The organism is Chryseobacterium sp. NRRL B-14798 (assembly GCF_050470705.1).
Lineage (GTDB): Bacteria > Bacteroidota > Bacteroidia > Flavobacteriales > Weeksellaceae > Chryseobacterium > Chryseobacterium cupriresistens.
The window spans coordinates 4,119,539-4,131,914 of sequence record NZ_JBFLUL010000005.1 but is presented as its reverse complement, the minus strand read 5'-3'; the positions used below and the strand labels follow the sequence as shown (position 1 = coordinate 4,131,914).

The window sequence follows — 12,376 nt, the reverse complement described above, 5'->3', positions numbered from 1 at the left end:
ATTTGTCATGTGATTAAAAGTTAATGCAATGACAGATCAAAAATATCAATTTCCGCAACTTTTTTTAAGACTGGCTCTCGCCGTTACGATGCTTTCTGCAGTAGCAGACAGGTTCGGATTATGGAGCAAAGAAAATTCTTCATGGGGAAACATGGAGCGTTTTAAAGAATACACAAGACAGCTTACCTTTTTTCTTCCGGAAGCTTTGAGTACGGTTTCAGCGTATACCGCAACCTTTTTAGAAATTCTTTTTCCTTTGATGCTTATTTTTGGATTTAAAACAAAGTTTGCAGCCTATGGAAGCAGTGCACTGCTACTCGTTTTTGCCATCTCTATGACCATTGCATCAGGTTCCAAAGCCCCACTAAACTATTCTGTATGGGTGGGAAGTGCAGCCGCTCTTTTACTGGCGGTACAGCAGCATTATTCTTTAAGTATAGATCAATTAACCAAAAAATAATACATATTATGAGCGCAAGATTAAATATTGCAACAGTAGATTCAGCAGCTTACAAAGCAATGATGGGATTAGAAGCATACTTACAGACCACTTCTTTAACCCATATTCAGAAGGAATTAATTAAAATCAGGGCTTCACAGATCAATAAATGTGCGTTCTGCCTTGATATGCACACCAAAGATGCCATCAAATACGGTGAAAATCCTCAAAGAATCTTTATTCTGAACGGATGGACAGAAGCGAAAGAATTTTTCACTGAAGAAGAGCAGGTACTTTTGGCAATGACAGAGGAAATTACACTGATCAGTCAAAACGGATTATCAGAAGAAACTTTCCAGAAGGCTAAAAAATTCTTTGATGATCACCAGATCGCTCAGATTATTATGGCGATTATTACCATCAATGCCTGGAACAGAATTGCAGTGAGCACGCATATTCCAATTGCAAAATAACGGAGTCAGGAAGTTGAGTGATGGAAGAAAGATGGAAGTTGATGAAGACTGCGTAATTACGGATGTTTACTTTTTATAAAAACGGCCTTTCAAATTTTTGAAAGGCCGTTTTAATGTAAAATTCAAATTGACAATGTAACACAGTTTGGGTATTAATTCTAAAAATAAATTCTAAGGTTAATTTTATTTTTTTAAACAGAACTACATTGTCTCTTCGTTTCTCGGATATAAAAGTTGTTTGAATTTTACCAAACCACAAAAGTCACAAAAGGGTTCATTTTAAAACACTTGAGTTCACTTAAGTAAGTTTGAAATGATACTGCAGAAAAGTTCACACAAGATGAAAATCAGAGATTTTCACAAAACTAAGGTGTACTTATTACGTATGAGGCTTGGTTCTGAAAAAACTTTTGTGCCTTTTGTGGTTAAAATAATAAATATAAAATTTTAAACAACCTACTGTAAGCATTTAAATTAATAAATCGCCACAGGATTTACATTCACCTGAGTAGAACCTACATACAAAGGCTGTCCCAGCACAAATAGAAATTCCCAGACTTTTTGTTTTACCAAAGGACGGCTGTCTATCAGCTCCAGGTTATAAATTCCTTTTTTAGCCAGCATAAACTGATTGATGGGAAATTCTTCCTTACTTTTTGGGTTAGGATAGACTTCAGAAGCCCAGGTGTCGCCACCAAAAGCTACGATTCCCTGGTCGGCAAGCCATTTTGCGGCATCCATTCCTATTCCGGGTTCTGTTTCCAGAAATTGCTGGTTGTTTTTACCGATCAATTCAAGCCATCCGGTGTTGAAAAGAACGATATCACCTTTTCGCAGAGTAAGTCCTTGTTTCTTTAAAACGGATTTAATGTCTTCAACCGTAAATTCTGTTCCTCCCGGCACAATTGATTTTCCATAATGAGCAGTCATATCAAGCACTACACCTCGGGTAACGAAAGGAGGTACTTTTTCAACACCCAGTTTTTTTACGCCTTCTACGGTTACGAAATCTGTTGCCTTGTTCCCGTTATAGTAAGTGTTGTCAATACCAATGTGTCCGATACCGTTCAGTTGTGTTCCAACTCCGGTCCATCCGTTTACTAATTCATCATTGAAGGTGAATTTATTAGGACCTATGCTTTTTCCGCCCTGTTCTCCGGGTTGGATATTGTATAAATTAAAACTTCTGTGTCTGAAAGCAGGCAGGTTTTTATCAATAGGAACGGCAAGTGCTAACGTTTTACCTTGTTTTACCAGTCCTAGTGCTTGTTTTACAACTTCCGGTGTTAACAGATTGGCTGCTCCAATCTCATCTTTCGTACCGTAAGCCGAAGGATACCATGATTTATCTTCAGGATTGACGAGTGTCTGAGCTTTTAAATTAATGCTGTTGATAGTCAATAGTGTAGCTAACCCGAACATTCTGATCAGATTATTTTTCATTTTTAAAAAGATTTGGGGGTTAAAAGAGGGAAGCAGAAGCTGGGAGAGGGAAGTTCTATTAGTGTATTGATAATTAGGTGGTTTCTATGCACTTTTCTGCATGTAACAAAGAGATTCCTCCTTCGTCGGAATGACAGTTGAAGTTCAATCGTAAACCAATCTATTGGTTATCCGACATCAATAACTTCCATCTTCCTGCCCCTTCTTCCAGCTTTGTATTATATTTCGCTTAAAGCTGAATTGATGAAGTTCAATTCTTCCTGTGAAAGGTCGATAGACATTGCCTTTGCGTTTTCGATGGCTTGGTGTGCATTTCTTGCTCCTGCCAATACAACTGTAATAGCTGGTTGTAACGTAGTCCATCTTAATACCAGTTGAGAAAGGCTGGCTCCTTTTTCCTGTGCAATAGGCTCAATTTTTTCTAAGAAAGTTTTTACCTTATTCAGATCAAACTGAGAGAAATATCCGTTTCTGTGGTCGTTATCTTTCAATTGGGTTTCCTTGAAATATTTACCGGTTAAAAGACCTCTTTCCATCGGGCTGTACACGATAATTCCAGAATTGTTTTCCAGAGAATACGGAACAAGATCATTTTCGATTGCACGGTTTAGCATACTGTAAGAAACCTGGTTGCTGGCAAGGTTTAAAGTCCTGTTAGCTTCTTCCATCTGAGCCACGCTGTAGTTGCTTACTCCAGCAGCACGGATTTTTCCCTGCTGGATCAATAGTTCCATTGCTTCCATAGTTTCAGAGATAGGCGTTGTGCTGTCCGGCCAGTGAAGCTGTAAAAGGTCAATATAATCTGTACCTAATCTTTTTAAACTCTCTTCAACTTCTTTGATGATGTTTTCTTTTGAAGCCAGCTTATAAACCGGAAGTGTTTTTCCTTCATCTTCTGCATCAAAGAAAAATTCTCCTTTTCCGTTGTTGCTTCCGTCCCATACCAATCCAAATTTTGTTAAAAGCTGAATTTTTGAACGGTCTTTTCCTTTGATAGCTTCACCGATCATTTCTTCACTCAGTCCGAAACCATAGAATGGAGCCGTGTCGATAGAAGTTACACCATGATCTAATGATGCGTGAATAGAATTGATAGAATCCTGTTTTTCATTACCGCCCCACATATTTCCACCAATAGCAAAAGCACCGTGTGTGATAGTTGATAATTCTAAATCTGTGTTTCCTAATTTTCTATATTCCATTTTTGTTTGTTTAAAAATTGTTGTTGTGTTAAACCACCCCGTCAAAAATTCTTTGAATTTTCGCCACCCCTCCGGAGGAGGGGAATTCTCGCTGTTTCAATAGTGACACTTCTAAGAACTTTTCGGATTTAAAAAGAACTTAAGTGTTCTTCTCTGTATTCTGAATAGCATCTTTTTTTACTTAAGTGACTGAAAACTGTTGTGACTTTTGTGGTTAAAAATTGTTTGTTACTTATTTAATTCCTTTACGATAGCTTCTCCAACGCTTTTTGCTGACTGTGGATTCTGTCCTGTGATCACTCTCTGATCGGTTACCACATGATTCTGCCAAAGCCCAGATTTTTCAAATTTTGCTCCTCTTTCTTTCAGTTTATCTTCCAGTAAGAATGGAACAACGTTTGTTAATTTTACTTCAGATTCCTCTTCATTGGTAAAAGCATTGATTTTTTTACCGTCTACAAGATATTTCCCGTTATTCAGTTTGATATTCACCAAACCTGCGGGACCATGACATACTCCGGCAACAATACCTCCGTTTTCATAAATTTTGGAAGCGATATCTGAAAGTTCCTTATTGTCTGCAAAATCCCACATTGCTCCGTGTCCTCCTGCATAAAAGATGGTTGAATATTCTTTAGGATCGACCTGTGACGGAGTCATTGAGTGATCAATTTTGTTTTTATATTCCTTGTTCTCCCAGAATTCTTTGTTGACAGGATCTTTCAAATCGAAGCCGTCTACCGGAGGAGTTCCGCCTTTCGGACTTACAAAGTCTATTTCATATCCTGCCTTGTGAAGAACTTCCCACGGATGAGAAACTTCACCCAGATAATATCCTGTATCTTCACCTGTACTGCCTTTTTTGTCATGACTGGTTACGACGAATAATATTTTCTTTTTCATATTCTTTGATTTTTTGGTTTTTGCCTGTACGAATCCTATCGTAAAGACCGCAAGCATTAAAAACACTAATTTTTTCATTGTTAAATAAGATTGGTGGTATAAATCTGTGGTTTTTCCTGAAGTTTCTCCTCAACCAAAGCTCCGAAAGCCTGGATATAAGGCTGCTGATTGTGCTGATCCAGTCCTTCTTTACTTTTCCAGATTTCGTAGAAAACAAATTCATTTTTGTCTTCAATTCCCTGGTGAAGGCTGTAAAGCTCGCAAGCTTCTTCTTTTCTTGTTTCTTTTACCATATTCTGAAGAACTTCCAGTACTTCTGCCTGATGTTCTTCCTTGGATTTTATAATGGCTGTAAGATGAATTTTCATAATTAAATAAAATTTTCAATAGAGTTATAGATAGGTTTCCAATCCAGTTCTGCTTTAGCTTTATCTGAACTGCATCTGCTGTTGGATGCAAAACCGAAATAACCTCCTGCAGGACCAAATTTGTCAACCGCATCCTGTATGCTTAATGATTTAGCTGATTGTAAGTTATATTTTTTACTGATCTTTTCTGCAATGTTTTTCAGAGAAGATGAACCGTTTTCTGCATAATAGATAGAGCCTCCTTTTGCTTTTTCCAATGCGAGTACATACAGATCTGCGAGATCTTCAATATGTAAGTTGGACCAGATATTTTCACCTTCACCAAAATAAACTCCATGCCCTTTCTCCTTAGAAAAGTTGATAAGAGCCGGAATCTGAATGCTGTCTTTTTTAATTCCTAAACCTTCTCCGTAAACCATGGTAGGAACAATAACAATACTTCGTATGCCTTTGCTGGCAGATTGCAGGACGTAATTGTTGATCAATACTCTTGATGCCATTTCCAGTCTTGGCTGCAAAGGGAAATCTTCTCTGAATATAAAGTCACTTTTTTTACCATTCTCTTTTCCACCAAAAATGGCAGAGCCTGAAGTGAATATAAAGGTTTTCTGACTTCCTTCCAGAGCTTTGATAAAGTTATCTGCTGCATACGCATCATCTGCTGAATCTGCATTATGGATCACAGCATCAATATCAGAAACCGCTGTTCTGATGAGGTCTTCCTCATGAATATTTCCCACAATGGTTTTGATTCCTAATGATTCCAGTTCCTGCACATGGGTTTCATTACGAACTAGTCCTGTCACTTCATAATTCCTGTCGAGGAGTTTTTTTGCGATAGTTCCGCCTATATAGCCGGTAATACCTGTGATCAGTATTTTTTTCATGATACCAGTTCAGATCTTAATTCTTTTTCAAAAACATTTCTCACATGTTCTTTGTAAAGCTTCATATCGCGTTCTATATTGGCGTTTTTCTCCACATCGTGGAAGTGGAAGCTTTCCATTTTTTCCATTGAAACAAAGGCATTCATTCTGTGGAATCCAAATAAAGGACCTTCGTCCACGCTTTTTTCATTAAAGAATTCTCCGGGAAGTGTGAAAGCAGTTGCAGGAGCATTCCAGCTTGTTGTTAACATATATTTTCTCCCGCCAAGCATTCCTCCTGTACCATAGTTGATTTCAGGACTCTCAGCCTTTCTTCCGTCGCTCATATAAATTCCTTTTGCATGACCTGCCGTGAAGACTTCGTCAATATATTTTTTCAATCCGTTCGGAAGCTGGAACCACCAGATAGGAGTGTGGTAAATGATGTAATCTGCCCAGACAAACTTCTGCACTTCTTCATGTTTGTCATAATTTTCACTTACATTCGTTATCTTTACTTCTACATTTTCAAATTCTTTAAGAACGGCTAATGTATTGTCTGCGATAGTCTGATTATATTTTCCTCCGGAATGTCCGAAATTCTGTCCTCCGTTGATGATTAGTACTTTTTTCATTTTTTTATGATTGTTTAAATTTTACTCTGCAAAGTTAGATCAGATTATTGTATAATAAAAATAATATAAATTATAGGGAATTATTATTTAAATTATAGTTTGGAGGTAAGGTTATATATGTGAATGGTCAATGGTCAATACGCTTCGCTTGTGAATTTTTTACGAGTTTTGGGGTACGTGGTCCTGGATTAAGTGCAGCCGATTTGTTTGTATATACAGGTATTTCTAATCAGCAGTTAATCATTCACTATTGACTTTGCGAAGCAAAAATTGACGATTGACAATTTCCCCTTTCATGGTAAAATATCATATAATCCCTGAACCGGAATTATTTTCCGACAGGTAAATTTGCCTAACAAATTGAAGGACAATGATACAGATAGCTGTTTTTAGTGATGTGCATGGAAATCTTCCTGCACTGGAAGTGGTATTAAAGGATATTGAGCAGAGGGGAATAAGCCAAAAATTCTGCCTGGGAGATCTGGTAGATTTTGCGCCCTGGGGAAATGAAGTAATAGAAAAAATAAGAAGTCTGAACATTCCATGTCTGATGGGAAATCATGATGAAAGAATTGCTTTTGATATTCCTGTTGTTCCTTTGCCTAAGCATTCAGAAGAAGAGACGAATGCCAGATTCATTGCGATAGATCATTCTAAAAAACATATTACAGAACCGAATAAAAAATTTCTTTCCGGGCTGCCTTTTCACTTAAAGTTAAATTACAAAACAGGTAAAAAGCACTGGAACATCCAGCTGGTTCATTCCAGTCTTGAAAGCAATGATACTTATTTGTATGAATCAGAAAATGATGAGGTTTTTACATCTATGCTGGAATGGGCAAAAGCCGATCTGATCGTAATGGGACATACCCATTTATCATTTAAAAAACAGTTCGGAAATAATACATGGGCCGTTAATTGCGGTTCTGTAGGCCGCTCCAAAGAAGAAAACAGACTGGCTTCTTATCTGGTACTGACTTTGGATGAAGAAAAAATCACCCCTGAAATTGTACAGTTATCTTATCCGATTGATGAAACTGTCCGACAGATACATGAAAGCGGGATTCCGGATTATTATGCTTCGTTTCTTAAGAATGAAAATGTATTAATATTATAATTATTTTGTAACTTTGCATTATAATATTAATAATTAAGTCATGGTTAATTTAGAATGGTATCGTACTTTTAAGGCGATCTATAAAACCGGGACATTGACGGGTGCTGCTGATGCTTTATTCATATCACAGCCGGGAGTAAGCCTCCACTTAAGTTCACTGGAAGCTTATGTGGGTTACAAGCTGTTTGACAGGACCGGTAGAAAAATGATTCCGACAGAGCGTGGTAAAGTATTGTTTAATGCAGTTGCTGAACCGCTCACTAAGCTGGAAGATGTAGAAAAGAATTTTCAGAAATCTACAGAGAAACATACACCTACCATCAGTGTAGGGATGTGTTTTGAGACTTTTCAGACTACTCTGGAGCAATATGTTTCTTCATTACCTTTTAATCTGATCATCAGTTTTGGAGAATATCCTGAAATGCTGGATCAATTGGATAAAGGAATTCTCGATCTTATCATTACTCCTAAAAAAGGGTCTTCACCCAATATCGAGCATGAAGCCTTCTCTTCGGAACAAATTATTCTGGTCGGAGGGAAAGATGTAGATAAAGCAGCTTTCAATAAAGTGCTGAAAACAAAAGATGCAGAGCAGATTGAAGAGTGGCTGAAGAATGAAAAATGGTATGGAACCACCGGAGATATGGAACACCTTTTCCAGTTCTGGACCTTAAATTTTGGTCATAAACCGAATTTCCGCCCCAATTATATCGTTCCCAACCTGAATTCAATTATCCGCTGTCTGAAGGGAGGAACAGGATTAGCTGTTGTACCTGATTTTCTTTGCAGGAATGATATCGAAAGCGGTGAAGTACAGCTGATCTGGGAAGGAAAAAAGAAACTGGAAAACACACTGTATTTCGGATGTCGTAAGAAAACCAATTACCAGGCTGAAATAGAACACATTAAAGGTTTATTCCGCCAGGTGATGGCTTAAGACAACCATATCGCGCATCTGTAAACCGTTTTCATAGATTGGATCAGGATAATTTTTAATAAAAAAGTCTTTCAGAATTCCACTTCTGATGAATCCGTTTTTCTCATAAAATCTGATCTGTTGGAATCCCGTATCCGAGGTTCCGACAGTCAGTATTTTATAGTGGTTTTCTTTGGCAATTTCTTTAGCCTTGTTCATCAGGATACTTCCGATTCCTTTGCTACGGTAGCTTTCAATGACGGCAACATTTTTAATTTCCAGTTCAGTATCACTTTTTCTGTACAATGCCATCACTGCAATGTTTTCAGTACCGTTATGCAAAAGATAAATATCGGAATTGAAAATATATTGATTAATCGCTTCCTTGGTTTCATCCGCCAATAACAGGAGATGATAGGGAATTTCCGAATCGAAATTTAATTGATGAAAAGTGAAATCTTCCATTACAGACTCATATGAATAAGTGGATAATCTTTTCCTGAACCATCTTTTTCAGATCTTCCGACTTTTTTGAAACCCATTTTTTCATAAAAACCGATAGCCTGAGGGTTTTGTTCATTGACATCTACTTTGGTCAGTCCGGTTTTTTCTTTCATAAACTGATAAAGTGTTTTACCATAGCCTTTTCCACGTGTATCGTTGTGGATGAAAAGCATTTCCAGGTTGCCTTCTGCTACGGAAGCAAATCCTTTAGTTTCATGATCTTCAGTAATTAAATACACTTCCAGATTAGGAAGATAGTCTCTTGGAATGACTTCTTTAAAATAATTGAAATCTTCCTCAGCAAGAAAATCGTGTGTTGCTTTTACTGCTGATTCCCATATTTCCATAATTCTCGGATAATCCTCTGCTGTAGCCAATCTGATATGTTGTGACATGATTTTTAAATTTTGAGCAAAAATAGGGAAAATAGAGGTGAGATGCCAGGAGAAGGGTGAATTTTGAGGCTGGAAGCTGGAAGTTAGAAGTTAGAAGTTAGAAGTTAGAAGTGAACATAGTAGGTTTTATCGACTACAGACATTCCCCTTCTCTGAAGAGGTGGATTTTTGTGAAGCAAAAAGACGGGTAGTTTATACATCATCTTAAACCTTATGAATAAGAATTTTTTAACAGAAACAGTAAAAATGGTAGGCAGAATTTTCAATTTTTTATTGCAAATTTGTTTATCACTTTATATTAATCATTAAAATAAAGATTTATGCAAAAGAAAACCTATACAGGACAACCTGTGGTAACATTAAATAACGGTGTGGATATTCCGGCCTTAGGATTTGGAGTATGGCAGATGGAAGATCTGAAAGAATGTGAAAATGCAGTAATCAAAGCTATTCAGACAGGATATAGAATGATCGATACCGCTGCTATTTATCAGAATGAAACTGCAGTAGGTACAGCCGTAAAAAATAGTGGTGTAAACAGAGACGAACTGTTTATCACCTCCAAAGTATGGGTTCAGGATCATGGATACGAAAAGGCGAAAAGCGCTTTTCAGAGAACATTGGACAGATTACAGATGGATTATCTTGATATGTATCTTATCCACTGGCCGTATGGAGATTTTCTGGGAACATGGAAAGCTTTGGAAGAGCTTTATCAGGAGGGGAAGATCAAAGCAATTGGAGTATGTAATTTTACCGTCGAAAAACTTGAAGAATTAAAAGCAAATTCAACTGTTTTACCGGTTATCAATCAGATTGAGCTGCATCCTGTATTTCAGCAGAAAGAACTGCAGGTGTATGACAGAGAAAATAATATCATAACACAGCCATGGAGCCCGCTGGGAAATGGTAACGCTAATCTTTTAAGCAATCCTGAACTGAAAGCCATTGCCGAAAAATATGGTAAAACCGTAGCTCAGGTAATCTTGAGATGGCACCTTCAGGAAGGTTTCGTTGTGATTCCAAAATCTGTGACACCATCAAGAATTGAAGAAAACTTTAACGTATTTGATTTTGAGCTGACAGAAGATGAAATGAATGTTGTCCGTTCTTTAGATACTGGAAAAAGATTGTTCTTTGATCCTAAAGATCCTGAATGGGAACAAAAAATGCTAAATTCTGTAGCAGATATTTAATAAAAATAAAGAATCAAAATATTCCCGCAGTTTTCACTAGTTCAGATTACGATCTGTGACATTCGTGTGATCTGTGGGAATTGTATTTTCATTCAGGGTGAGGAATATCATATCCTGTTGAAAATGAGGTGCTCTTATTTTTTGTACCTTTTAATTAAAATAATTTTTTATGTTCTGGCCCGATACAATCAGTAAAAAACTAGGAATACAATATCCTCTCATTCAGGCTCCGATGTTTGGGGTAAGTACTGTACAAATGGCTGTTGCCGCTGCAAAAGCAGGCTGTCTGGGATCACTGGCACTGGCTGATCTTTCGGCAGATCATTCTGTGGAATTGATCAGGGAAACAAAAGAACTGACTGATAAGCCGTTTGCTGCCAATATATTTGTCCATCACATTCCTGAAGTGACGGACGATTTAAAAGAAAAATATAGCAAAACCAAGCAGTTTATTGAAGAGCTGGCCAGAGAAAATAATATAGAAGTAAATCTTCCCGACATCGAAGAAATCAGTGTCAACAGCTATCATGAACAGGTTGATGCCATTATTGAAGAAGGATGTAAAATTGTAAGCTTTACATTCGGAAATCTTGATGATAAAAGTATTCAGAAATTACATGAAAACGGAGTGACTCTTATTGGTACCTGTACTTCTGTGAAGGAAGCTTTGTTGCTTGAAAAATCCGGTATTGATATTATTTGTGTGCAGGGAATAGAAGCTGGTGGCCACAGAGGTAGTTTTGAATCTGAAAATATTCCTCAGATCGGAGGATTATCTTTATTGTCACAGATCTACGATCAGGTAAATGTTCCTTTGATCTATGCGGGAGGAATTTATGGAGCAAAAACATTACAAGCCGTTAAAGACTTAGGTGCCCAGGGTTTTCAGGTGGGTAATCTTTTGCTGGCTTCTCAGGAAAGCGCTTTATTGCCTTTTGAAAAAGAAAGATTGAAAAGGGTAAGAGAAGAAGAAATTGTTCTCACGAAGAGCTTTTCCGGGCGGTATGCAAGAGGAGTGAAAAACAAATTTATAGAAACGGTTGAAAATTCAGAATATATTTTACCATATCCTTATCAGAACAAACTGACCAATGCCTTACGAAAAGCAGCTAAAGCTCTGCAAAATCCAGAGTTTGCAGGAATCTGGGTGGGACAGTCTATTCACCAGTACAGCGAACAGTCTACAGAGGAAATTTTAAAGAAACTGATCAAAGAATGTGAAATGTAGATCCATATGTTTTCCATTTGCTGGTAATTTTCTATTTTCGTGAAATATAAAAACTAAAACCAGCCAATATATCCATGAAATATTCAGAAGGAATTCAGAGATCACTTCCATTCGGATATCTTTTTCTCGTCATAATGGGAATACTAAAAGAAAGTGTATTCTACTATCAGATCAATATCAATATTCTCAAGTATTCAACAATCATGGACATTCTGATAAGTCCGATTGCTACTTTAACAGCTCATCCTATTATATTGATTGCCCTGATTGGGGTTGTTGTATTTTCATTTGCTTTTCCCTCTTTTTTATCGAAACAAGCTAATAAAAATAAACGTTGGGCATTACAAATGGCATCTCTTAAAGAACATGAAAACATGAGTAAAGAAGCTATTGAGAATCATTTTACCAATATGTTTGTGAGATTTCTTGCCATGATGTTATTGTCTTTCTTTGTAGGAATAGGATGGGGGGAAGGTCTTGGGCTCACCAGGAAGATCAAGGAGAATAAGCTTAAATATGACTATAAATTAAACTATGGAGATGAAAGCTTTGATCAGGTACATCTGATAGGATCCAACAGTATGTATTATATTTATCTTGCTAAAGGAAATAAAACGATAAAAATAGCTCCGATAGGTTCCATAAAAAGTATCGAACTGACCAATAACAAAAAATTGAATGATAATTAGTA

General features: G+C 37.0%; 15 protein-coding genes. 7 read left to right on the top strand and 8 right to left on the bottom strand.

Translation table 11 applies throughout. The features are described from left to right. Positions 1-28 precede the first annotated feature (28 nt). The gene (locus AB1278_RS18890) at positions 29-460 is read left to right on the top strand and encodes a DoxX family protein (protein WP_202843256.1); all 432 of its coding nucleotides are present in this window, start codon (positions 29-31) and stop codon (positions 458-460) included. Between the two features lie 8 nt (positions 461-468). After that, positions 469-912, top strand: a complete 444-nt coding sequence (locus AB1278_RS18885; protein ID WP_202843254.1) for a carboxymuconolactone decarboxylase family protein — start codon at positions 469-471, stop codon at positions 910-912. Positions 913-1,386: 474 nt separating this feature from the next. Here AB1278_RS18885 and AB1278_RS18880 read toward each other — a convergent pair whose 3' ends face one another. The 6 genes from AB1278_RS18880 to AB1278_RS18855 all read right to left on the bottom strand — a co-directional run bounded on the left by AB1278_RS18880 (position 1,387) and on the right by AB1278_RS18855 (position 6,329). After that, positions 1,387-2,355, bottom strand: coding sequence for a cyclase family protein (locus AB1278_RS18880; RefSeq protein ID WP_202843252.1), 969 nt, complete (start codon positions 2,353-2,355; stop codon positions 1,387-1,389). A gap of 218 nt (positions 2,356-2,573) precedes the next feature. Beyond that, positions 2,574-3,557, bottom strand: a complete 984-nt coding sequence (locus AB1278_RS18875) for an aldo/keto reductase (RefSeq protein WP_429816334.1) — start codon at positions 3,555-3,557, stop codon at positions 2,574-2,576. A gap of 228 nt (positions 3,558-3,785) precedes the next feature. Then, a complete protein-coding gene (locus AB1278_RS18870; protein ID WP_429816331.1) occupies positions 3,786-4,538 on the bottom strand; it encodes a type 1 glutamine amidotransferase domain-containing protein in 753 nt (250 codons plus the stop codon). A gap of 2 nt (positions 4,539-4,540) precedes the next feature. Next, positions 4,541-4,828 carry a putative quinol monooxygenase gene (locus AB1278_RS18865; protein ID WP_110010915.1) on the bottom strand — a complete coding sequence of 96 codons (288 nt, stop codon included), beginning with the start codon at positions 4,826-4,828 and terminating at the stop codon, positions 4,541-4,543. Between the two features lie 2 nt (positions 4,829-4,830). Further along, complete coding sequence (locus tag AB1278_RS18860; protein WP_202843246.1) at positions 4,831-5,715, bottom strand: NAD-dependent epimerase/dehydratase family protein; 885 nt, start codon at positions 5,713-5,715, stop codon at positions 4,831-4,833. Then, complete coding sequence (locus AB1278_RS18855) at positions 5,712-6,329, bottom strand: NAD(P)H-dependent oxidoreductase (protein ID WP_202843244.1); 618 nt, start codon at positions 6,327-6,329, stop codon at positions 5,712-5,714. The genes AB1278_RS18860 and AB1278_RS18855 overlap by 4 nt, the downstream gene beginning before the upstream one ends. A gap of 370 nt (positions 6,330-6,699) precedes the next feature. Between AB1278_RS18855 and AB1278_RS18850 the strand changes: the two genes are divergently transcribed. Further along, the gene (locus AB1278_RS18850; protein ID WP_429816327.1) at positions 6,700-7,446 is read left to right on the top strand and encodes a metallophosphoesterase family protein; all 747 of its coding nucleotides are present in this window, start codon (positions 6,700-6,702) and stop codon (positions 7,444-7,446) included. Positions 7,447-7,486: 40 nt separating this feature from the next. Beyond that, a complete protein-coding gene (locus tag AB1278_RS18845; RefSeq protein WP_202843240.1) occupies positions 7,487-8,383 on the top strand; it encodes a LysR family transcriptional regulator in 897 nt (298 codons plus the stop codon). On the opposite strand, the gene AB1278_RS18840 is transcribed toward AB1278_RS18845, so the two are convergent. Next, positions 8,360-8,827 carry a GNAT family N-acetyltransferase gene (locus AB1278_RS18840; protein WP_429816325.1) on the bottom strand — a complete coding sequence of 156 codons (468 nt, stop codon included), beginning with the start codon at positions 8,825-8,827 and terminating at the stop codon, positions 8,360-8,362. The genes AB1278_RS18845 and AB1278_RS18840 overlap by 24 nt on opposite strands. Continuing rightward, positions 8,827-9,261 carry a GNAT family N-acetyltransferase gene (locus AB1278_RS18835; protein ID WP_202843236.1) on the bottom strand — a complete coding sequence of 145 codons (435 nt, stop codon included), beginning with the start codon at positions 9,259-9,261 and terminating at the stop codon, positions 8,827-8,829. Before AB1278_RS18835 ends, AB1278_RS18840 begins: the two co-directional genes overlap by 1 nt. Before the next feature lie 320 nt (positions 9,262-9,581). Here AB1278_RS18835 and AB1278_RS18830 point away from each other — a divergent pair, with 320 nt between their 5' ends. The 3 genes from AB1278_RS18830 (at position 9,582) to AB1278_RS18820 (ending at position 12,374) form a co-directional block, all read left to right on the top strand. Beyond that, positions 9,582-10,457, top strand: a complete 876-nt coding sequence (locus AB1278_RS18830; protein ID WP_202843234.1) for an aldo/keto reductase — start codon at positions 9,582-9,584, stop codon at positions 10,455-10,457. A 169-nt stretch (positions 10,458-10,626) separates the two neighbouring features. Further along, positions 10,627-11,685 carry an NAD(P)H-dependent flavin oxidoreductase gene (locus tag AB1278_RS18825; RefSeq protein WP_202843232.1) on the top strand — a complete coding sequence of 353 codons (1,059 nt, stop codon included), beginning with the start codon at positions 10,627-10,629 and terminating at the stop codon, positions 11,683-11,685. Between the two features lie 74 nt (positions 11,686-11,759). Next, positions 11,760-12,374 (top strand): hypothetical protein, encoded by a 615-nt coding sequence (locus tag AB1278_RS18820; RefSeq protein WP_202843230.1) that lies wholly within the window; start codon positions 11,760-11,762, stop codon positions 12,372-12,374. Positions 12,375-12,376: the final 2 nt, after the last annotated feature.